Raw genomic sequence first — 19,871 nt, forward strand, 5'->3', positions numbered from 1 at the left:
TCATCCATGGCTGACACCGGCTTCGGCTTCGCCGACGGCGTTGCGATCAGCGAGGATGCCTTTGCCAAGATCAATCTGGCCCTGCATGTGACGGGCCAGAGAGACGACGGCTATCATCTGCTCGAAATGCTGGTGACGTTCACGCGCGCGGGCGACCGGCTGGACTTCGCGCCGGCTGATGCCGACGAATTTCACATCTCTGGCCGCTTCGGCGACGCGCTTGCTGGCGATGGCGGTACCAATCTGGTGCTGAAGGCGCGCGACGCGTTGCGCACGGCCGTGCTTGAGGCGGGTGTCGTGGCACCGCCGGTCAGCATCCATCTGCGTAAGGATTTGCCGATTGCCTCAGGCATCGGCGGCGGCTCGGCGGATGCGGCAGCGGCGCTGCGTGGGCTGATGCGGCTCTGGGGCACTCCCCTACCCGCGGCGACCATCGACGCCATCGCCATCAAGCTCGGCGCCGATGTGCCGATGTGTCTGGCGAGCCGTCCGCTGATTGCGCGCGGGATCGGCGAGCGTATCGAGACGGTGCGCGACTTGCCTGCCTTTCCCATGGTGCTCGCCAATCCGCTGAAAGGTGTTTCGACGCCCGAGGTGTTCCGCCGACTGGCGACCAAGACGAACGGCACGCTTGCGGTAGCACCCGGCCTTTCCTGGCTCGACGCCATACGCACCATGCGCAACGATCTCGAACCGGCGGCGCGCGCGCTGCTGCCTGAGATCGCCGAGATTTCCGATATGCTCTCCGATCAGGGCGCGCTCTTCGTGCGAATGTCGGGCTCTGGCGCGACATGCTTCGGCATATTCGCCAATATGGACGAGGCGAAGGCTGCGGCGCGTGCGCTTCACGGCAAGCGGCCGGACTGGTATTTCGAGGCAACCGAAACATTGGCGGGAGACGATGATGACAGGCGTTGACGACACGCGTCCGTTCATTCCGGTGGGATTTGCCGTGCTAACGGTTTCAGACACGCGCACCACCGCCGACGACCGCTCCGGCGATACGCTGGCGGCACGCATCTCGGAGGCCGGACACCGGCTGATCGCGCGCGCCATCGCGCCCGACGACAGACAGGCGATCGCCACGCAGGTGCAGGCCTGGACGGCGCAATCGGATATCGACGTGATCATCACCACCGGCGGAACCGGCTTTACCGGTCGCGACGTGACGCCCGAGGCGCTGGAGCCACTGTTCGACAAGCGCATGGATGGCTTTTCGGCCGTCTTCCACCGGATCTCGCAGGACAAGATCGGCACCTCCACCGTGCAGTCGCGCGCGACGGCGGGGCTGATCGGCACCACCTTCGTCTTCGTGCTGCCGGGGTCGCCCGGCGCCTGCAAGGACGCGTGGGACGGCATCTTGAAGGCGCAGTTCGATTATCGCCACATGCCGTGCAACTTCGTGGAAATCATGCCCCGGCTCGACGAGCACCTGAAGCGCGGCGCTTAAAAGACTAGCTCCGCGCCGAACGCGCCACCCAGGACGGGATAAGCTCCGCCGACAGCTTGCGCAGCTTCTGCCCCTTGACGAATTCCGCCAGCTGCATGCCGCTGCGCGCCGTCGCCAGCGCATGTTTTTTCGGCAGCAACAGCCCAAGCTCGAGCGGCGCCAGACGGCGCAGGCGCTGATAGAAGGGCCTGCGATAACCGCGCGAGGCAGTGAAGCGAGCGGGCAGCTTGTTCAGCGCCACATATTCGGCGATCTCGTCGATCCAGCCGCTCTGCGGGCGGGCACCGGGCTCGACGAACAACAGCCATTCGCCGCGCGCCGAACGCAGTATGTCCTTGATATCCCAATGCTGATGGAAGCGGCAGCCGGCGGCGTCCGCGACCTTGGACGAGCCATCGCGCGAGCCGTGGTCGAGCACCACCACGTCGCTCACCAGCCCTTCCACGGCACCAGCAACCAACACCGATAATGTCTGCGCCAGCTCAGGTTCCTGATCCCGGCATTCCAATACGACAGTCAACATTGCTCATTTATAGTGCGACGCACAAAACATTACCAGCGACAGTTTTCCAAATTTGTTCTTGCATTGTTCTCATTTCGGCGATAGGAATTTAATCACCAGAACGGATGGGGACGCCGAGTCTTCCATCGACGGAGAAACCCGATGAACGAACAGTCCCTTGCAGGGCAGGCCGCATTCGCGCCTGCCAATACGGCGGATATTGCCGACGCGATGATCGTTTCTTCCGGCCTCAGGATCGAGGTCGACCGCCGGCGTGGCCGCGGTGCGGGACTGAACCCGAGCGGGCGCTTCGAGCCGCAGAGCCGCGAAGGCTTCGACGATGGCTGGCAGACGCTGGAAGAGCTGCCGCCATTCAAGACCGAGGTGCAGATCGAGAAGCCGCGCACGGCAATCACCCGCAATGAATCGCCGGATATCCCCTTCGACCGTTCGATCAATCCCTATCGCGGCTGCGAGCACGGCTGCATCTATTGCTTCGCGCGGCCCACGCACGCCTATATGGGCCTGTCCGCCGGGCTGGATTTCGAAACGCGGCTGTTTGCCAAGCCGGATGCGGCCAAGCTCCTGGAGCGCGAGCTCGCCAAGCCCGGCTACAAGCCGCGTGTGATCGCGATCGGCACCAATACGGACCCGTATCAGCCGATCGAGAAGGAATGGCGGATCATGCGGGATATACTCGAGGTGCTGGAGCGGGCGAACCATCCTGTCTCGATCGTCACCAAGTCTGCGCTCATCCTGCGCGATCTCGATATCCTGCAGCGCATGGCGGAGAAAAACCTGGTGCGCGCCTCTCTGTCGGTGACGACGCTGGACCGCAAGCTGGCGCGGACGATGGAGCCGCGCGCATCGACGCCATCGAAGCGGCTCGATGCGCTGAAAGCGCTGAGCGACGCCGGCATCCGCACGTCGGTGATGATGGCCCCGGTCATTCCGGCGCTGAACGACCACGAGATCGAGCGCGTTCTCGATGCGGCGCATGCAGCGGGCGCCACGGAAGCGGGCTATGTGATCCTGCGCCTGCCGCTGGAGGTGTCGCCGCTGTTTCGTGACTGGCTGCTGCAGCACTATCCCGATCGCTACCGCCACGTCATGTCGCTGGTGCGCTCGATGCGCGGTGGCAAGGATTACGACGCCGATTTCAGCAAGCGTATGAAGGGCGCCGGTCCCTATGCCTGGCAGATCGCCCGGCGCTTCGAGATGGCCACGAAGCGGCTCGGCATGACCCGCCGCAGCATGCCGCTGCGCGACGACCTGTTCGTGCCGCCGAACGGCAGCGGCGTGCAGCTGTCGCTGCTCTAGTTTTGTAGCATGTCGTTTTCGCAAAACCGCTGCACAGTTTTGCGCGACATGTTCGGACATTCCCTTACGGACGGCTGACCCTGGCCTTCCGTTCTCAAGTCCCCGGTCCGCCGCCCTGATCCGGGGACTTGCAGGAAATCGGGTTGGCGTGCGAAGTTCAGCCGCATGAAACGTCGCACGCCACCCGATTCTCCCATGCTTTTCGAAGATGTCCCGCTGCTTCCGGATTTCCGGCTGGAGCTGAAGGCGCGCGAGGCCGGCCACTGGCCGGTTGCCGGCGCCGACGAGGCGGGCCGCGGGCCGCTGGCGGGACCTGTGGTCGCCGCCGCCGTCATTCTCGACCCAAAGCGCATCCCCGATGGCCTGAATGATTCCAAGCAGCTTTCCGCGCAGCGGCGGGAAGAGCTCTTCGAGCAGATCCTTGCCACCGCGACCGTCGCGATCGCCTCATCCAGCTCACGCCGTATCGACGAGACGGATATCCGCAAGGCGAGCCTGGATGCCATGCGCCGCGCCATCCTCAGCCTCTCCATCCCGGCAAGTTATGTGCTGACTGATGGGCTGGACGTGCCCCCCGGGCTTGAGTGCCCCGGCGAGGCCGTCGTCAAGGGCGATGCCCGCTCGGTGTCGATCGCGGCCGCCTCCATCGTCGCCAAGGTCACGCGCGACCGGATGATGACCCGCGCAGACCTGATCTTCCCCGCCTATGGCTTCGCCGCACATGCCGGCTACGGCACCGCGCGCCACCGCGCCGGCATCGACAGCCATGGCCCCTGCCCGCTGCACCGTATGAGCTTCGGGCGGCTCAAGCAGTTCTTGGTCACCGACGGCGAGTAGGCTGCCGGCTCGGTCGACTTGCCGGGCGCGACCGCAAACGACATCGCCAAAACGCAAAAAGCCCCGGCGAACCGGGGCTTTGAAATGCGACAGGACCGATCTCAGTTGAGGCGGGTCTTTACCTGGCCGAGGGCGTTGCCGAAGAGTTCGGACTGAACCTTGGCATCGGCCTTCTTGACGAGAACCGTTTCAGCGGCGGCGATGGCGAGGTCGACGGCTGCGGAACGAACCGCCTTCATCGCATCGGCTTCGGCCTGCTTGATCTTCGCTTCCGAAACCGCTGTGCGGTTGGCGACGAATTCCTCGGTCTTCTTCTTGGCTTCGGCGGTGAACATTTCCGCTTCGCGCTCGGCAGCTGCCAGGATATGGGCAGCTTCCGCTTCGGCTTCCTTGCGCTTGCGCTGATATTCGGCCAGCAGGTGCTGGGCCTCTTCACGCAGCCGCTTGGCTTCCGACAGCTCGTTGCGGATCTGATCGGCGCGGTCGTCGAGCGACGTCGCCATCATGCCGGGAACCTTGAGGTAGACGACCAGCGCCAGGAACAGGACGAGACCGACGAATGCGAAGAATGTTGCGTCCAATGCAAATTCCATCGATCAAGCTCCCTTCTTGGCCGCGGTGACGGCGGACGTGACTTCAGCCTTGGTGGCGGTGCCACCGATCAGCTGTTCGACGACGGCCTTTGCCGTTTCCTCGGCGATCGTGCCGACATCCGCGAATGCCTTCGCCTTGATATCGGCGATGTGGCCTTCCGCAGCCTTCAATTTTTCGCCCAGAGCGGCTTCAACCGCGCGGCGGTCGGCCTCGGCCTTGAGCTTGGCGGCGTCGCGCGCTGCCGCGCCGATGGCGTTCGACTTGGCGCGGGCTTCTGCGAGTTCGGCTTCGTAGGCAGCAACGTCTGCGTCTGCCTGCGCCTTCAGGCGTGCAGCCTCATCGAGGTCCTGGGCGATGCGCGTGTGGCGCTGCTCGAGGATACCGCCGATGCGCGGTGCAATGACCTTTTGCATGAGCACGAAGAAAATGACGAAGGTAATCGCCAGCCAGAGCAGCTGGGACGCATACGTCGAAGTATCGAAAGGCGGGAAAACACCGCCATGGTGTTCGGCTGGCACGCCGGTCTCGGTATGAACCTCGCCTGCGGCCGGGGCAGCATGCGCGTCTGTACCGGTCGCTGCACCAGTTTCTGCGGTTCCCGCCGGGGCTTCTTCAGCGTAAGCCGGGGTCACAAAAAACATGCTCACCTCCAGGTGTACTGCAAATACAAAGGATCACGGCTCGCTGTTCGCAGGCCGTGATCCCTCAGTGCGCCGAAATTAAACGGCGAACAGCAGAAGGAGAGCGACGAGCAGCGAGAAGATGCCCAGAGCTTCCGTAACGGCGAAGCCGAATACCAGACGGCCGAACTGGCTGTCAGCGGCAGACGGGTTGCGCAGGGCGCCCGACAGGTAGCTGCCGAAGATGTTGCCGAGGCCGAGAGCCGTACCGGCCATACCAAAGCAAGCGAGGCCTGCACCGATGAATTTTGCTGCTTCCGCGTCCATGTTGTACTCCTTTGAAATGGTTGTTGCGGCGAATTGACTGACGCCCGCGGGCGTCAATGTCGGTATCCCTTAGTGGCCACCCGGATGGATCGCGTCGTTGAGGTACATGCAAGTCAGCACCGCAAAGACGTAAGCCTGGAGGAAGGCGACGAGGAACTCGAGACCCGTCAGGGCGACGGTCATGATGAGGGGAAGAACGGCGCCGCCGATACCAACAGCACCCATGGCTCCAAGCGAGGCAACGAAGCCCGCGAACACTTTAAGGGTGATGTGACCGGCCAGCATGTTGGCGAAGAGACGAACGGAGAGCGAAATCGGCCGCGACAGGAACGAGATGATTTCGATGGCGACGACCAGCGGCAGCAAGATGCCGGGAACGCCCTGAGGCACGAAGACATTCAGGAAGTGGAAGCCGTGCTTGTAGAAGCCGTAGACCAGAACCGTGCCGATGACGAGCAGAGCAAGAGCAAAGGTGACGATGATCTGGCTGGTGATGGTGAAGAAGTATGGGAACATGCCGAGCAGGTTTGCGGTCAGCACGAACATGAAGAGCGAGAAGACCAGCGGGAAGAACTTCATCCCCTTGGATCCGGCGCCCTCTTTCAGCATTCCCGCGATGAACTCGTAGGACATTTCGGCGACCGACTGCGAGCGGCCCGGCACGATGGCGCGGTTCGACGTCGAGAAATAGAGGAAGCCGGCGGCCACGGCAGCGGAAGCGGCCATGAACAGCGAGGCGTTCGTAAACGAGAAATCAATCCCGCCGATTTCGATCGGCACAATCTTCTGGATCAGGAACTGATGAGTCGGATCGTTAGACACCGCTTGTTCTCTCTATATCTTATACCCGCACGAGACGGGATTATTGCACTGGATCGAACGCCTGAACGTTCCGCCCTATTTCCGGTCGCTTTCGCGCATATCGAGATCAGGTTTCGCAACCTTGCCCGCAGCGCGCATCACGTTCAGCACGCCGGCACCAAATCCAAGAAGAAGAAGTACGATCAATCCCCAAGGCGCAGTGCCGACAAAACGGTCGAAGAGATAGCCCAGAACAGCGCCGACCACGACCGCGGAAATGAACTCGCTCGAAAGCTTCATCGCCTGGGCATAGCCCTTGCGGCTTACCTCGGCGCGGGCCTCGTCGGCCTCGTCCTTCCCCGCCTCGATGCGCTTGGTCGCGAGTTCCGCTCCCAGTTGCGCACGGCGCTTTTCCAGACTCTCCTCGCGGTCATCCGCCATCGTGCTCTCCTCCGCCTGCCGCCGTCCGCTACGCCGCTACCCCGGTTTACCGGACAACGACCCCAAGGCTGAAGAACCTTCCGGCCCGCTTTGAAGTCGCGCGCAACATAGTTTTAGCAAAATCCATAGTCAAGGCGTAGCAGGCCGATGTCCAGCCATAAAATAAGCGATCAAAAACATACGGTTAGATCGATACGGGCGGGTTGTGGCGGAATCGGGGGAAAGAATCCGCGGGCTGACGCGGCAATAAGGCGCGAAAACGCGCCTTTTACCGGGTTTTTGTCAGCTCCAGCCGCCGCCATAGGTGCGGTAGAAGACGTGCAGGCCGATGCGGCCGACCTTTTCCATGGTCTTTGCCCATTTCGGGCGGACGTAGACGGCGTGGTAATGGGTGGCGGAGCCGACCTGGGGCAGCCAGATGCGGCCGGCGGTGACGGCCATCGCCACATCACGGGCGATTCTCCAATGGGCCTGTGAGTTCACGCGCTCCTTTATGTTGTCGCAGGCGAAGGAGAACTGGCAGCGGTTGCGCCAATCCTCGTTCTGGTAGACGACGCCGCAGATGGTCTTCGGGTAAGCCGGGTTGCGCACGCGGTTGAGGATGACCTGGGCGACGGCCGCCTGGCCCTTCACGGTTTCCCCACGCGCCTCAAAATAGATGCCTGAGGCGAGACATTGCTGCTCGGCGGGCGAAAAGACGCTGGCCGGCAGGATGCTCGCGGCCCAGGCGTGATCCTTAGGCCCGATCTGAGGCACGAAGCGGCCATTGTCGGCCTTCTCCGTCAGGATCGAATCGAAAGGCGACTGGCGCGCGTAATCGGGAGCGGCGGGGGCAAAGGCGGTTGCGAGCACGTCGGACTTGTTGCTGGTGACGAGATCGGCCAGCATCGGCGAGATGTCGGCTGCGGGCTTCGGCGGCTGCTTGCGATAGAAATTGGTGGCGATCTCGATTTCCTTGCCGCGGATCTTCGGTTTCACGAAGGCCGACTTGTCCTTCAGGTTGAAGGTCGGCTGAAACAGAAGACGCGTGCGCTGCAGGATCGAGCCGGCGGAGAAATCCTTCGGCGGCTGCACGCGCTCGACAGCGACCACCCTGCCCTTCTTGGTGGCGCGGTTGACGCGGTCTTCATCGGGGGTGTCTTCGTGGCCCTTGTTCTCGGCGGTGAAGGCGACCTTGCGGCCATCGGGCAGCACCATGCCGGCGCCGGATGCGATGGCGCCGGTGACAGCAGGATCGGCAAAGGCGAGCTCGGCCTGGTGGATGGAGCCGGCGGGGGAATTGGTCAGCACCATGCGCCAGTTCTCGCGGCCCTGGTCGAGGCCGGCCAGAAGGGCTGCCAGATCGGCATGCGAGGCCATGGTGGGAAACGCCAGCCACGCGCAGACGCCGAAGAGCGCGGGGGAACTCCATCTTTGCAGCAAAGGGCGCAGCTTATCGAAGCGGCGCGACGCACCAGGGGTGCGTGATTTGCCAGGGACACGACTATTTCGACGCAACACCAGACTCCGGCATGGGACGCATGAACATGCCGATAAAAATGTCTCATTAACCTTGATGCTTGGTTAATACGCCGCCCTCAATTGATACAGCATTTGCTTATAGACACTGAAACGCAAAAGCCCGGCGCGAGGGCCGGGCTTTTGGAGGATGCAGTGCCACGTCAGATGATGACGTGCGAGCCGAGCTCGACCACGCGGTTGGCCGGCAGGCGGAAGTAATCCGACGGGTTGGCGGCGGCGTTGGCGAGCGCGATATAGAGGCGGTCCTGCCAATAGGGCATGCCCGACTTCGCATCCGGCACCAACTTGCGGCGGCCGAGATAGAAGGAGGTCGACATGATGTCGAACTTCAGCCCGGTCTTGCGCAACGTCGCCAGCGCCTGCGAGACGTTCTGCGATTCCATGAAGCCGAACAGAAGCTCGACGCGCGAGAAGCGCTCGGAGATCTGCTCGACCTTGTAGCGATCGGCGCTCGGCACGCGCGGCTTGTTGACCGTGCGGATCGTGAGGATCACGTTCTTGTCGTGCAGGACGTGGTTGTGCTTCAGATTGTGAAGCAGTGCCGCGGGTGCGGATTCCGGATCGCTGGTGAGGAAGATCGCGGTACCCGGCACATGAGCCGGCGAGTGATCGCTCTTGCGCTCGATCGAGGAGATGAACGAGGCCAGCGGGATATCCGTGTGGCGGGTCTTTTCCATCAAAAGCGCCGAGCCGCGACGCCATGTCCACATGACGACGACGAAGGCGGTGGCGATCAAGACAGGGATGTAGCCGCCATCGTGGATCTTGATGAGGTTGGCGCCGAGGAAGATCATTTCCAGGACGAAGAGCGGCGCCAGCACGGCGGTTGCCGTCAGCACCGACCAGTTCCAGCGGACGCGGACGAACTCGAAGGCCATGATGGAGGTCACGACCATGGCGCCGGTGACGGAGATACCATAGGCCGTCGACAGCGAATCCGACGAGCCGAAGGAGATGACGAGGAAGATCACGCCCAGGAACAGCAACAGATTGACCGACGGCACGAAGATCTGCCCGGTGTTGGTTTCCGAGGTGAAGAGGATTTCCATACGCGGCAGGAAGCCAAGGTTGATCGCCTGGCGGATCAGCGAGAACGCGCCGGTGATGACCGCCTGGCTGGCGATGATGGTGGCGGCGGTGGCCAAGATGACGGCCGGCAGCAGGGCCCACTTCGGGAACATCAGATAGAACGGATCGCTCATGGCATGCGGGTTGCCGAGCACCAGCGCGCCCTGGCCGAGATAGTTCAGCGTCAGAGCCGGGAAGACCAGCACGAACCACGCCCACTGGATCGGTCGGCGCCCAAAATGGCCGAGGTCGGCATAGAGCGCTTCTGCGCCCGTCAGCGTCAGGAACACGGCGCCGAGCACGATCACGCCGAAGAAGCCCTCATGCATGAGGAAGCTCACGGCATAATAGGGGTTGAAGGCGGCGAGGATGCCGAAATCATCCGAGATGTGCGAGATGCCGACGACGGCGAGCACGATGAACCAGAGCGCGGTGATCGGCCCGAAATAGCGCGCCATCGTTCCCGTGCCACGCGATTGCACCGCAAAGAGCACGGCGAGAATGGCGACCGAGATCGGCACGATATAGCTACTCAGCTGCGGCGCGACGAGCTTCAGACCTTCGACGGCCGACAGAACCGACAGCGCCGGCGTGATCATCGCGTCGCCCAAAAAGAGTGCGGCGCCGACGAGGCCGAGCATCATCAGAAGCGCGGTGTGGCCATTGGCGGTCTTCAGCAGAAGCGCCAGCAGCGACAGCGTGCCGCCCTCGCCTTCGTTATCGGCGCGCAAGAGAAGCAGCACGTATTTGATTGTGACGATGATGGTCAGCGCCCAGATCATCAGCGATACGACACTGATGACCTCGAAGCGGGTGAGGCCATCGGCGGCGACGGGCTTCAGCGCTTCGCGAAACGCGTAAAGCGGGCTGGTACCGATGTCACCGTAGACGACGCCGACAGAACCTAACGCGAGATAGAAGAGCTTGCGCGGGCTCATGTTCTGGTCGTGTGAATGGCTGTCTGCGGACATGAAACAAAAACAGGCTCTTCAGAGCCAGCCTTTCCAACGGAAGAAGAAGAAGGGGATTACGGCGGAAACCAGCATCAGCCCGAGCGAATAGGGATAGCCCTGGGCGAAATGCAGTTCCGGCATGAATTCAAAATTCATACCATAGATGGAGGCGACCAGCGTCGGCGGCAAGAAGACCACCGATGCGATCGAGAAAATCTTGATGATCGAGTTCTGCTCGATGTTGATCAGACCGAGCGATGCGTCGAGCAGGAAGGTGATGTTACCGGCGATATAGGACGAGTGCTCGTTGAGCGACTGGATATCACGCGAGACGGTGCGGCAGAGTTCCTTGGTGGCACGGTCCTGCTGGACGGCAGGGACATTGTAGAAGAAGGTCATCAGCCGCGACATGGAGGCCAGGCTGTCACGCACCTTGCTGACGAGGCGCTGATGGGCGGCGATATCGCGCAGCTTCTCCTCGAGATAGTTCGAGGGCTTGCGTACCTTCTTGGCGCGATCGCCGAAGACGTGGGTCGAGAGGATATCGATGCGGGCGACCGAAATTTCGAGAATTTCCGCCGTGCGGTCGATGATGGTCTCAAACAGCTTGGCCAGCAGCGAGGCGCCGTTGCGCCAGTGGGCGGGAATGCGGTGGAGCGCTGCGATGAAGAGCGCGAAGGATTTGGGCTGCGCGTAGCGGATGGTGATCAGGCGCTTGCCGGCAAGGATGAAGGCGACATCGGTCAGGACCGGCGCATCGGTCTCTGCCTTCCAGACCAGCGAGGCGGTCATGAAGACGGCATCGCCTTCCGTATAGAGACGGGCGGAGGGCTCGATGTCCTTGAGGTCTTCGCGGGTCGGCACTTCGATGCCGAGCGCCTTCTCGACATAGGCCTCTTCCTCGCGCGTCGGCTCGATCATGTCGATCCAGACGATATCGTCGCGCATGGTCTCGACCTTGGTGAGATCACCGAGTTCGACCGATTGGCAATTGGAGCAATAGGCAGTGATCACCGGGCGCGTCTCCCGTGATCCAGGGCTGTGAGGGCCATCGCCGTTCGCATCAAAAAACCTTCCGCGAAGCGCCAGAAAAAGCGGCGCTCAAGCTGCAAGTCTTTGAGATTAACGAAAGCGGCTGAAGAATGTTCATCAATATCCCGTCATAGCCGGCCGAAGCTCGGGTATGCACTATGCTCAACCGCATCGCAGTCACCAATCCTTCGATCGACAAGAGAACTCCGAACATGCAGCTGGCATTCGCCGCTGCAGGGCTGGCTATCATCGAGCATTCGCACACGCCGCCCTCATGGCGACGGCGCGCCATATGACGGAAACCCACGCAAGAATCAAGACATCTTACGTGAACTGCGTTGTTTGATCACATTTTGCCCGCAATTGGGAGTCTAGCCGCGCGCCCCGAAACGGCACACATCACTCGAATACGATCGCGGGAGCGGCGCGCTGAGGATTGCCCTCGAGCTGCGCCCAGACCTTGGCGGCGATGTCGCGGTAGATGCCGGCGACGATGCCGTTCGGCTCGCTGGCGACCAGCGGGGTGCCGGCGTCGGAGGCCTCGCGGATGTTGATCGTCAGCGGCACTTCGCCGAGGAAGGGTACGCCGATGCGCTCGGCTTCGGCGCGGGCGCCRCCATGACCGAAGATATCGTAGCGCGCGCCGGTATCGGGGGCGATGAAGTAGCTCATGTTCTCGACAACGCCGAGAACCGGCACTTCCACCTTCTTGAACATGTTCAGCCCCTTGCGGGCATCGATGAGCGCGAGATCCTGCGGCGTCGAGACGATGACGGCGCCGGCGAGCGGCACCTGCTGGGCCATTGTCAGCTGCGCGTCGCCGGTGCCGGGCGGCATGTCGACGACGAGAACATCGAGCTCGCCCCAGGCGACTTCGCGCAGCATCTGCATCAGAGCCGACTGCACCATCGGACCGCGCCAGATCATCGCGGTTTCCTCATCGACGAGGAAGCCCATCGACATGACCTTGAGGCCGTAATTCTCCATGGGATTGATGATGCGGCCATCGGTCTGGGTCGGGCGGCCGGAGATCTGCAGGAGGCGCGGCATCGACGGGCCGTAAATATCGGCGTCGAGAATACCGACGCGCAGGCCGTTTGCCTGCAGGCCGAGCGCGAGGTTGACCGATGTAGTGGACTTGCCGACGCCGCCCTTGCCGGAGGCGACCGCGACGATGGCGCCGATCCCGGGCACGCCGATCTTGCCGGCGCGCTGCTGCGGCTGCGCGTGTGCGTGGCCTTCGTGACCATGGCCGGCATGACCGTGACCAGCCTGCGGCGGCGTGCGGGAGGCGGCAGCGCCAGATGGCGCGCCCTTCTTGTCGGCGGTCAGCGCGACCAGGGCGCCCTTGACGCCGGGCATTTCCTTGATGACACGCTCGGCGGCGAGCCGCAGCGGCTCCAGCTCCTTGGCGCGCTCGGCGGGGACGGTAATGGAGAAGTAGACCTTGCCATCCGAGATGAACACATCGGAGACCATGCCGAGCTCGACAATATTATGCTCGAGATCGGGGCCGCGCACCGTTGCCAGCGTTTCCAGCACCTGTTCCTTGGTGACTTCAGTCATATCGTCCTCACACCCTTATCTGGCTCTGTAGATAGAGGAGCGCGAAGTGATCGCCAAACAAAATCGGTGCAGGGCAAAATCGGCGGGCATCGATAGCTGCGAAACGAGGGGGAGTTTCCAAAGGAGACCGCTGAGCCATCAAGTCCGCCGGGCTTTCGCCCTGATGGCACAACGGTCACCCAAGTGGATAAGGGGTTTCTAGGGCGTCAGATCTGAAAGACCAGTCAGAATTGAGGGAAAAATGCATCAGCTCGCGCTTATGGACCGGGAGGCGTATCCCAAAAACAACAAACCGCCGCTCGATGTCCAGCGCACTAGGCTGCCGGGATCGAGCGGCGGGTTGAAGGTCGCGCCTTTTATGGCGTCGTTGCCAAGTCCCCTCTGGACCGCTGGCAATAGAGAAGCATGAAGCGTGCCAACTCGAAATGGCGACGAATTCGGCGGCAACGCTAGCTGAAGAACCTCGCCGCGATCACGTCCTGGCGCAATTTTTAGGCTGGTGCGACAATAGCGCACAGGATTTGGGCAGTTACTTGATCAAGCCGATGCGCAATGCCTTGGCAACCGCCTGGGTGCGATTGACCGTGTCGAGCTTCTTGGTGGCGCGGTTGAGGTAGTGATTGACCGTGTGTTCGGACAGGCCAAGGATATCGGCGATCTCAACGCTGGTCTTGCCGGCGGCGGTCCAGTTGAGACAATCGATCTCGCGGTCGGTCAGAGCGTCCACCACCCGGTTATCGAGCGCGCGGATCTCGGCCAGCCTGTCGAATACGTGCGTCGAGATATAGTGGAGCTCCAGCATCTCCTCGGGCGCGAATGGCTCACGATCGCCGGAGAAGGACACCGCGCCGCGGGCGCCGGAGGGATCGTGCGTCGGGAAATAGGCGCAGCGCATCATCCGGAACCGCTCGAACAAAGCCACGACGAGGTTCGACTTGCCGTCCGAGCGTTCCAGCTTCGACTTCGACAAGTCGCTGAAGAACGGAACCGTCGACGATCGCAGCTTGCGGACGATCGGGCTGTTCGTGAGCAGCGCCTCATGATCATAGGCCGAGAGCAGCTCGGCAGGCCAGTTGGTGATGACGGTGTTGCTCTGCAGATCGCGTGCGGTGGCCGAGGGGAGATTGAGCACCATGAAGGCGCGAACCCGGTAGGCTTCCGTCAGCCTCTTCATGAAACGAAAGATATCGAACTGGGTGTTTAATCCAGATACCTCATTTACGTACACGTTCACGGAAGTCTGGTGCGGCAAAGGGTTCATCATGTCATCAGCTCAAAAAAAATCAGGAACGTCGTAAGTGACGTGCTTGGATCGCACGCCGACGGCGGCATCGCCGTCAATATAGCCTACGGCACTACACCCCAAGACTTGGGGTTGACAACTGGCAATTGTGACGATTCTTCACAAAATCACAATACGTCCACTACCGGAAAATGAGCATATTTCTGTACGAAAGGTGACGAAGCGTGTGCAGATTTGACAATTCTCAAATTGCTGGGGCTCTAGCGGCGCGGGCCAAGGCCGATCCGCATGCCGCTCATGATGCTCTGGGCAGCCCGGCGGACGGGCAACGCCCACTCCTCCAACCGCTCGAAGGTCAGCCGATAGGCCGGCCCGGTCACGGAGACGCCGCCGACGAAAGACAGGTCCTCGGAGTAGACGGGTGCCGCCACGCAGCGGATGCCGACCTCGTGTTCCTCGCGGTCGAAGGAATTTCCCGAGCGGCGGATGTCGGTGATCTCGCGGCGTAGCGTTTCCGGCGTCAGCGTGTTTTCGGTAAAGCGCTGGAACGACACGCTCGCGATAATCGCGGCCAGCCGATCGTCCGGCAGCGCGGAGAGCGCCGCCTTGCCGACGCCGGTGCAGTAGATGGGCGAGGCATTGCCGATCTGCGAATACATCCGGACCGGCTGACTTCCCTCAACCTTGTCGAGATAGATGACGGAGGCGCCGCGCAGGACGCCGAGATGCACGGTCTCGCCAGTCAGCTGCTGCAGGGCGTTCAGATGCGGCTCGGCAATCAGCCGGAACTCGTTGCGGGCCCAACTGCGCGAGGCGAGATCGAGAAGGCGCAGGCCGGGTGCATAGCGGCCGTCCGCCAGCACTTCCAGCAGGCCTTCCTCGGTGAGATGGCCAAGCTGGCGGTGCAGCGTGCCGCGCGGCTGGCCGGCGACTGCGAGAATATCGGTGAAGCGCATCGGAGCGTCTGCGTGCGTCACTATATCGAGCAGCACCATCAGCTTGCCGAGCGTGCCCGTCTCGCGTTTGTCCGCGGCCTCATTTTTATCCATGATGTCGCCATCAGTCGCGCTCATGCTGGCCCTCATGCCTTGACAGAGACCCAAGGCTAATCCGATAATTCCATATAGTCAAATTAAGTTCTGAATAATGGAACTATCGGGAGGATAGTGGTGGCGGAGCTTGGAGCGCGATATCCCGAATTCAGGGACCGAAGCGTGGTGGTGACGGGCGGCGGCTCCGGCATAGGTGCCGCGATCGTCGAGGGGTTCGCGCGCCAGGGCGCCAAGGTCTCCTTCATCGATATCGCCGAGGACGAGAGCCACGCGCTGGTCGACCGCCTGTCGCGCGACAGCCTGCACCCGGTGCGCTTCCACCACGCCGACCTGCGCGATGTCGCGGCGATCCGCGCGACCATTGAGGCGATCGTTGCCCATTCCGGCCCGATCGGCGTGCTCGTCAACAACGCGGCGCGCGACGACCGGCATGATTTCGACCAGGTGACGCCCGAATACTGGGACAACAACCAGGCGACCAATCTGCGGCACGTGTTCTTCGCGGCGCAGGCTGTGGCGCCATCGATGCGCGAGGCCGGCGGCGGGGCGATCATCAACATGTCGTCGATCGCCTTCATGCTCAACATGCCCGACTTCCCGGCCTACACGACGGCAAAGGCGGCGATCATCGGGCTGACGAAGAGCCTGGCCGGCAAGCTCGGTCCCGACAACATCCGCGTCAACTGCATCCTGCCGGGCATGATCGCTACCGAGCGGCAGATGAAGCTGTGGCTCACCGAAGAAGGCATTGCCGGCATGATCGAGCGGCAGTGCATCAAACGCGTTTTGCAGGCCGACGCCATTGTCGGGCCCTGCCTGTTTCTAGCATCCGACGGCGCCTCCGCAGTGACGGCGCAGTCCCTTATTGTCGATGGAGGCATTTTCTGATGGCAACACCCCGATATATCGCGGTCGACTGGGGCACGAGCAGCTTCCGGCTGTGGCTGATCGGCAGCGATGGCAGCGTGCTGAATGAAAGCCGCAGCGACGAGGGCATGACGACGGCGGCCAGGACCGGCTTCGCCGAGGTGCTGGCCAAGCATCTCGCCAAGGTCGAGGCGCCCGCCGATATTCCCGCCATCGTCTGCGGCATGGCCGGCGCCAAGCAGGGCTGGGTCGAAGCCGGTTATGTCGACGTCCCCACGTCGCTGTCGGCGATCCTGACCGGCGCCGTGCCTGTGCCCGGTCAGAGCCGCGACATCCGCATCCTGCCGGGCCTTGCCCAGCGCGACCGGGCATCGCCCGATGTGATGCGCGGCGAGGAGACCCAGCTCTTGGGCGCGCTTGGGCCCGACAGCACCGGCGCGCAGGCCGTCTGCATGCCCGGAACGCATTCCAAGTGGGTGCATGTGCAGGAAGGCGAAGTGATTGGCTTCTCCACCTTCATGACCGGCGAACTCTTCGACGCGATCACCAAGCATACGATCCTGTCGCATGCCGTTGCCGGCGCCGAGCAATCGCCGGCCGACAATTCCGCGTTCAAGGCGTCGGTGTCGACTGCCTTCCGCCAGCCGCAGATGGCGACCAACCTGTTGTTCACGGCCCGCTCCGGCCAGCTGCTGCACGGCATGACCGCTTCGGCGGCGCAGGCGCGGATTTCGGGCACGCTGATCGGCCTGGAGATCTCCGGCGCGCTGGCCGATGCCGCCAACGACACGCCGATCGCGCTCGTCGCGTCCGGCCGCCTGCAGAAGCTTTACGAGACCGCCTTCAAGGCGCTCTCGCTCAACGTCACGACCATCGATGCCGATAAGGCGGTGCTTGCCGGCCTTTCGGCCGCCGCAAACGCCATTTGGCCCAACTAAGCCCAATCAAGAAAGAACAGAGCGATGAACCGCATCCCCTTCCCCGCCATGAAACGCCCGCTGATCGCCATCCTGCGTGGGATCAAGCCCGAGGAGACCGAGGGCGTCGTCGGCGCGCTGATCGAAAACGGCCTGACCGCGATCGAGATCCCGCTGAACTCGCCAGAGCCGTTCAAGTCGATCGAGACCGCCGCCAAGATGGCGCCGGCCGACGTGCTGATCGGCGCCGGCACCGTTTTGACGACCGAGGCGGTGGACAGCCTCCACAATGCCGGCGGCAAGCTGCTGGTGACGCCGAACGTCGAGCCAGACGTGATCATCCGCGCCCGCGACTACGGCATGGTGACGATGCCCGGCGTCTTCACGCCTACGGAAGCGCTTGCCGCGGCGCGCGCCGGCGCCACCGGGCTGAAGTTTTTCCCGGCCAGCGTGCTTGGCCCATCCGGCATCACGGCGATCCGCGCCATCCTGCCGCCGGAACTGACGATCGCGGCCGTCGGCGGCGTCTCCGACAAGAATTTCGCCGAATACACCAAGGCCGGAATCCTCGCCTTCGGTCTCGGCACGAGCATCTACAAGCCGGGAATGACTGTCGCCGAGGTTGCCGAGCGCGCCAAGGCAACCATTTACGCATACGACGCAGCAGTGGGAGCTTGAGCGTATGACCGACATTCATGAGTTCGCGGGGCGGACCCTTTCCAGCACCAATTCGGTGCTGGGCGAAGGACCGACCTACGATCCCGATACCAATACCATTTGGTGGTTCAACATTCTCGGCAAGGAATTGCACGAGCTGAACCTTTCGACCGAAGAGAAGAAGGTGCACGCGCTGCCTGTGATGGCGAGCGTGCTGGCGCGGATCGATGCCGGACGGCAGCTACTCGCGACCGAGCAGGGTCTGTTCGTGCGCGATGTCGAAAGCGGCGGCCTGACATTTTACGCGGCACTCGAAAACGACCGGCCGGAAAACCGCTCCAATGACGGGCGCATGCATCCCTCGGGCAGCCTGTGGATCAGCACGATGAGCAAGCGGGCCGAAAGCCAGGCCGGCGCGATCTATCATGTGGCGCGCGGCAAGGTGACGAAGCTCTTCGGCGGCATCACCATTCCGAACTCGATCTGCTTTTCGCCCGATGGCTCTGTCGGTTATTTCACCGATACGCATCTCAGCCGCCTGATGCGCGTGATGGTCGATCGCGAGACCGGCCTGCCGACCGGCGAGCCGATCGTGCTTGTCGACAGCATGGAGGAAGATGGCGGGATCGACGGCTCCGTGGTCGATGCCGACGGCTATATCTGGAACGCGCGCTGGGGTGCCGGCACTGTCGATCGCTACAGCCCCGACGGCCTGCGCATCGCCCGCTACAAGGTGCCCGCTGCGCAGCCCTCCTGCCCCGCCTTCATCGGCCCCGATGCCGACCGGCTGGCGGTCACCACCGCCTGGGAAGGCCTCGACGACGCGGCCCGCGCCAACCAGCCGGATGCCGGCGCCCTGCTTGAGCTCGGCGTCAGTGTCCGTGGCGTTTTCGACGCGGCCTACATTCTCTAAGGCATCTTCCAGGATATGTTTTGAAGGGCGTCCCTCGGGGCGCCCTTTTGCGTTTCAGGAGCACGGCGATCTGTGGCCCGCGCGGTCCCAGTGCCGGAAAAGTTCCGAAAATTCCGTCAGTTTCTGCGTGTATTTTTCTCGGAACCATTAGCCAACCCATTCATTTACTTCACGAACCGGCCGAGCTGATACAGCTCTCGCTAGAAGAGAAAAGCGCGGCCAGAGATCACCCAAGGACACTGAAAGTAGGTACGATATGACACGCAAACTTCTCACCACCGTTGCCGCTGGCGCCCTGTTTGCAACGGCCTTCGCACCGGTCGCTTTCTCGCAGAGCGCGACCCAGCCGGCCTCGCCGAGCGCACCGTCCATGTCGGCACCGGCCGACCCGGCAGCGCCCAAACCGGATGCGATGAAGCCGGCAGGTGATGCCGCCCAGGCGCCTGCACCGGCTGCCACCACCGATACCGCACAGGCGGGCGGCGGCACCTATCTGACGGAGCAGTCCGCGGACCAGGTCAGCGCCAACACCTATATCGGTCAGGCCGTCTACAACGGCACGAACGAAAGCATTGGTAATGTCAACGACCTGATCATGAAGAAGGATGGCGGCCTCGTCGCAGCCGTGATCGGTGTCGGCGGCTTCCTTGGCATCGGCGAAAAGAACGTGGCCGTGCCGATGGAAAAGATCACCGTGGCGCAGAACACGACGGATGGCAGCGTCAAGCTGACGACCACGGAAACGGCCGAAACGCTGAAGGCAGCGCCTGAGTTCAAGACGCTGCAGATGCAGTCGGCCGAAAAGGCCCCGGCTCCGGGTGCGATGGACAACACCGCAACCGGCTCCACGACAGCCAAGTAAACACTGCATCGTTAGTCGCAGTGCATGCGTAACCGATGGCGTCCGAGAGGGCGCCATCGACTTTTGTTGTAAGTGCAGATCGTTGCTGACGGGCAGCGGAAATGGCACAATCGACAACATGGGATATCGCGACACCAAAGCCATCGCCGATGACATGCGCTCGACGCTGAACACAGTGCTCGGACAGTTGGCGCGCATCGACAGCAAGCTCGATTCCAAACCCGATCAGGGTTGGATCATCAATGTCGTCTGCATCATTCTCGGCGTCGTGCTCGCCGCAATCGCGGCCACCACAGGCCTCTTCGCGCTGATCAAGTAATGACCGGCG

General features: G+C 62.5%; 22 protein-coding genes. 10 read left to right on the top strand and 12 right to left on the bottom strand.

The window, feature by feature from the left end:
• Positions 1 to 6 precede the first annotated feature (6 nt).
• Positions 7 to 918: a 4-(cytidine 5'-diphospho)-2-C-methyl-D-erythritol kinase gene (locus AC1DOG_RS06620; RefSeq protein WP_477927126.1), complete on the top strand. Its 912-nt coding sequence runs from the start codon at positions 7 to 9 to the stop codon at positions 916 to 918.
• Positions 905 to 1,450: a molybdenum cofactor biosynthesis protein B gene (moaB, locus tag AC1DOG_RS06625; protein ID WP_477927127.1), complete on the top strand. Its 546-nt coding sequence runs from the start codon at positions 905 to 907 to the stop codon at positions 1,448 to 1,450. Before AC1DOG_RS06620 ends, moaB begins: the two co-directional genes overlap by 14 nt.
• A gap of 4 nt (positions 1,451 to 1,454) precedes the next feature.
• Here the strand turns inward: moaB and AC1DOG_RS06630 are convergent, their stop codons facing one another.
• Complete coding sequence (locus tag AC1DOG_RS06630; RefSeq protein ID WP_111561831.1) at positions 1,455 to 1,973, bottom strand: glycosyl transferase; 519 nt, start codon at positions 1,971 to 1,973, stop codon at positions 1,455 to 1,457.
• Positions 1,974 to 2,114: 141 nt separating this feature from the next.
• Here AC1DOG_RS06630 and AC1DOG_RS06635 point away from each other — a divergent pair, with 141 nt between their 5' ends.
• A complete protein-coding gene (locus AC1DOG_RS06635; RefSeq protein WP_477927128.1) occupies positions 2,115 to 3,272 on the top strand; it encodes a PA0069 family radical SAM protein in 1,158 nt (385 codons plus the stop codon).
• A 165-nt stretch (positions 3,273 to 3,437) separates the two neighbouring features.
• The gene (locus tag AC1DOG_RS06640) at positions 3,438 to 4,109 is read left to right on the top strand and encodes a ribonuclease HII (protein WP_477927129.1); all 672 of its coding nucleotides are present in this window, start codon (positions 3,438 to 3,440) and stop codon (positions 4,107 to 4,109) included.
• Positions 4,110 to 4,210: 101 nt separating this feature from the next.
• On the opposite strand, the gene AC1DOG_RS06645 is transcribed toward AC1DOG_RS06640, so the two are convergent.
• The 11 genes from AC1DOG_RS06645 to AC1DOG_RS06695 form a co-directional block, all read right to left on the bottom strand.
• Positions 4,211 to 4,702 carry a F0F1 ATP synthase subunit B gene (locus tag AC1DOG_RS06645; RefSeq protein ID WP_018898619.1) on the bottom strand — a complete coding sequence of 164 codons (492 nt, stop codon included), beginning with the start codon at positions 4,700 to 4,702 and terminating at the stop codon, positions 4,211 to 4,213.
• A gap of 3 nt (positions 4,703 to 4,705) precedes the next feature.
• Complete coding sequence (locus tag AC1DOG_RS06650) at positions 4,706 to 5,344, bottom strand: F0F1 ATP synthase subunit B (RefSeq protein WP_477927130.1); 639 nt, start codon at positions 5,342 to 5,344, stop codon at positions 4,706 to 4,708.
• Between the two features lie 78 nt (positions 5,345 to 5,422).
• Entirely contained in the window at positions 5,423 to 5,650 is a 228-nt protein-coding gene (locus AC1DOG_RS06655; protein WP_015338972.1) for a F0F1 ATP synthase subunit C, read from the bottom strand.
• A 69-nt stretch (positions 5,651 to 5,719) separates the two neighbouring features.
• Positions 5,720 to 6,472, bottom strand: a complete 753-nt coding sequence (locus AC1DOG_RS06660) for a F0F1 ATP synthase subunit A (protein ID WP_018898617.1) — start codon at positions 6,470 to 6,472, stop codon at positions 5,720 to 5,722.
• 75 nt (positions 6,473 to 6,547) lie between these two features.
• Entirely contained in the window at positions 6,548 to 6,892 is a 345-nt protein-coding gene (locus AC1DOG_RS06665; protein ID WP_018898616.1) for an AtpZ/AtpI family protein, read from the bottom strand.
• A 282-nt stretch (positions 6,893 to 7,174) separates the two neighbouring features.
• Complete coding sequence (locus AC1DOG_RS06670) at positions 7,175 to 8,251, bottom strand: cell wall hydrolase (protein ID WP_477927131.1); 1,077 nt, start codon at positions 8,249 to 8,251, stop codon at positions 7,175 to 7,177.
• Between the two features lie 302 nt (positions 8,252 to 8,553).
• Positions 8,554 to 10,452, bottom strand: a complete 1,899-nt coding sequence (locus AC1DOG_RS06675) for a potassium transporter Kup (RefSeq protein WP_018898614.1) — start codon at positions 10,450 to 10,452, stop codon at positions 8,554 to 8,556.
• 18 nt (positions 10,453 to 10,470) lie between these two features.
• Positions 10,471 to 11,448, bottom strand: coding sequence for a magnesium/cobalt transporter CorA (gene corA / locus AC1DOG_RS06680; protein ID WP_018898613.1), 978 nt, complete (start codon positions 11,446 to 11,448; stop codon positions 10,471 to 10,473).
• Between the two features lie 417 nt (positions 11,449 to 11,865).
• The gene (gene apbC / locus AC1DOG_RS06685; protein ID WP_477927132.1) at positions 11,866 to 13,032 is read right to left on the bottom strand and encodes an iron-sulfur cluster carrier protein ApbC; all 1,167 of its coding nucleotides are present in this window, start codon (positions 13,030 to 13,032) and stop codon (positions 11,866 to 11,868) included.
• Between the two features lie 529 nt (positions 13,033 to 13,561).
• The gene (locus AC1DOG_RS06690; RefSeq protein WP_477927133.1) at positions 13,562 to 14,296 is read right to left on the bottom strand and encodes a helix-turn-helix transcriptional regulator; all 735 of its coding nucleotides are present in this window, start codon (positions 14,294 to 14,296) and stop codon (positions 13,562 to 13,564) included.
• Between the two features lie 239 nt (positions 14,297 to 14,535).
• A complete protein-coding gene (locus AC1DOG_RS06695) occupies positions 14,536 to 15,324 on the bottom strand; it encodes an IclR family transcriptional regulator (protein WP_477927446.1) in 789 nt (262 codons plus the stop codon).
• 120 nt (positions 15,325 to 15,444) lie between these two features.
• On the opposite strand from AC1DOG_RS06695, the gene AC1DOG_RS06700 reads away from it, so the two are divergent.
• The 6 genes from AC1DOG_RS06700 to AC1DOG_RS06725 all read left to right on the top strand — a co-directional run bounded on the left by AC1DOG_RS06700 (position 15,445) and on the right by AC1DOG_RS06725 (position 19,862).
• On the top strand, positions 15,445 to 16,215 hold the full coding sequence (locus tag AC1DOG_RS06700) for an SDR family NAD(P)-dependent oxidoreductase (protein ID WP_477927134.1): 771 nt from the start codon (positions 15,445 to 15,447) through the stop codon (positions 16,213 to 16,215).
• Positions 16,215 to 17,132 carry a 2-dehydro-3-deoxygalactonokinase gene (locus AC1DOG_RS06705; RefSeq protein ID WP_477927135.1) on the top strand — a complete coding sequence of 306 codons (918 nt, stop codon included), beginning with the start codon at positions 16,215 to 16,217 and terminating at the stop codon, positions 17,130 to 17,132. Before AC1DOG_RS06700 ends, AC1DOG_RS06705 begins: the two co-directional genes overlap by 1 nt.
• 24 nt (positions 17,133 to 17,156) lie before the next feature.
• Positions 17,157 to 17,789, top strand: coding sequence for a 2-dehydro-3-deoxy-6-phosphogalactonate aldolase (locus AC1DOG_RS06710; protein ID WP_477927136.1), 633 nt, complete (start codon positions 17,157 to 17,159; stop codon positions 17,787 to 17,789).
• A 4-nt stretch (positions 17,790 to 17,793) separates the two neighbouring features.
• Positions 17,794 to 18,681: an SMP-30/gluconolactonase/LRE family protein gene (locus tag AC1DOG_RS06715; protein ID WP_477927137.1), complete on the top strand. Its 888-nt coding sequence runs from the start codon at positions 17,794 to 17,796 to the stop codon at positions 18,679 to 18,681.
• A 256-nt stretch (positions 18,682 to 18,937) separates the two neighbouring features.
• On the top strand, positions 18,938 to 19,543 hold the full coding sequence (locus AC1DOG_RS06720) for a PRC-barrel domain-containing protein (RefSeq protein WP_477927138.1): 606 nt from the start codon (positions 18,938 to 18,940) through the stop codon (positions 19,541 to 19,543).
• Between the two features lie 118 nt (positions 19,544 to 19,661).
• Positions 19,662 to 19,862 carry a hypothetical protein gene (locus AC1DOG_RS06725; protein WP_477927139.1) on the top strand — a complete coding sequence of 67 codons (201 nt, stop codon included), beginning with the start codon at positions 19,662 to 19,664 and terminating at the stop codon, positions 19,860 to 19,862.
• Positions 19,863 to 19,871 lie beyond the last annotated feature (9 nt).

The organism is Rhizobium sp. 01N48 (assembly GCF_056399145.1).

What these genes read in the sequence shown, in the direction of transcription:
- AC1DOG_RS06675 (WP_018898614.1), bottom strand. Translation starts at nt 10,452, where the DNA reads ATGTCCGCAGACAGCCATTCACACGACCAGAACATGAGCCCGCGCAAG.
- AC1DOG_RS06690 (WP_477927133.1), bottom strand. Translation starts at nt 14,296, where the DNA reads ATGATGAACCCTTTGCCGCACCAGACTTCCGTGAACGTGTACGTAAAT.
- AC1DOG_RS06670 (WP_477927131.1), bottom strand. Translation starts at nt 8,251, where the DNA reads ATGGCCTCGCATGCCGATCTGGCAGCCCTTCTGGCCGGCCTCGACCAG.
- AC1DOG_RS06640 (WP_477927129.1), top strand. Translation starts at nt 3,438, where the DNA reads ATGAAACGTCGCACGCCACCCGATTCTCCCATGCTTTTCGAAGATGTC.
- AC1DOG_RS06710 (WP_477927136.1), top strand. Translation starts at nt 17,157, where the DNA reads ATGAACCGCATCCCCTTCCCCGCCATGAAACGCCCGCTGATCGCCATC.
- AC1DOG_RS06665 (WP_018898616.1), bottom strand. Translation starts at nt 6,892, where the DNA reads ATGGCGGATGACCGCGAGGAGAGTCTGGAAAAGCGCCGTGCGCAACTG.
- moaB (WP_477927127.1), top strand. Translation starts at nt 905, where the DNA reads ATGACAGGCGTTGACGACACGCGTCCGTTCATTCCGGTGGGATTTGCC.
- AC1DOG_RS06650 (WP_477927130.1), bottom strand. Translation starts at nt 5,344, where the DNA reads ATGTTTTTTGTGACCCCGGCTTACGCTGAAGAAGCCCCGGCGGGAACC.
- AC1DOG_RS06695 (WP_477927446.1), bottom strand. Translation starts at nt 15,324, where the DNA reads ATGGATAAAAATGAGGCCGCGGACAAACGCGAGACGGGCACGCTCGGC.
- AC1DOG_RS06635 (WP_477927128.1), top strand. Translation starts at nt 2,115, where the DNA reads ATGAACGAACAGTCCCTTGCAGGGCAGGCCGCATTCGCGCCTGCCAAT.
- AC1DOG_RS06630 (WP_111561831.1), bottom strand. Translation starts at nt 1,973, where the DNA reads ATGTTGACTGTCGTATTGGAATGCCGGGATCAGGAACCTGAGCTGGCG.
- AC1DOG_RS06720 (WP_477927138.1), top strand. Translation starts at nt 18,938, where the DNA reads ATGACACGCAAACTTCTCACCACCGTTGCCGCTGGCGCCCTGTTTGCA.
- AC1DOG_RS06725 (WP_477927139.1), top strand. Translation starts at nt 19,662, where the DNA reads ATGGGATATCGCGACACCAAAGCCATCGCCGATGACATGCGCTCGACG.
- AC1DOG_RS06645 (WP_018898619.1), bottom strand. Translation starts at nt 4,702, where the DNA reads ATGGAATTTGCATTGGACGCAACATTCTTCGCATTCGTCGGTCTCGTC.
- AC1DOG_RS06655 (WP_015338972.1), bottom strand. Translation starts at nt 5,650, where the DNA reads ATGGACGCGGAAGCAGCAAAATTCATCGGTGCAGGCCTCGCTTGCTTT.
- AC1DOG_RS06715 (WP_477927137.1), top strand. Translation starts at nt 17,794, where the DNA reads ATGACCGACATTCATGAGTTCGCGGGGCGGACCCTTTCCAGCACCAAT.
- AC1DOG_RS06620 (WP_477927126.1), top strand. Translation starts at nt 7, where the DNA reads ATGGCTGACACCGGCTTCGGCTTCGCCGACGGCGTTGCGATCAGCGAG.
- AC1DOG_RS06705 (WP_477927135.1), top strand. Translation starts at nt 16,215, where the DNA reads ATGGCAACACCCCGATATATCGCGGTCGACTGGGGCACGAGCAGCTTC.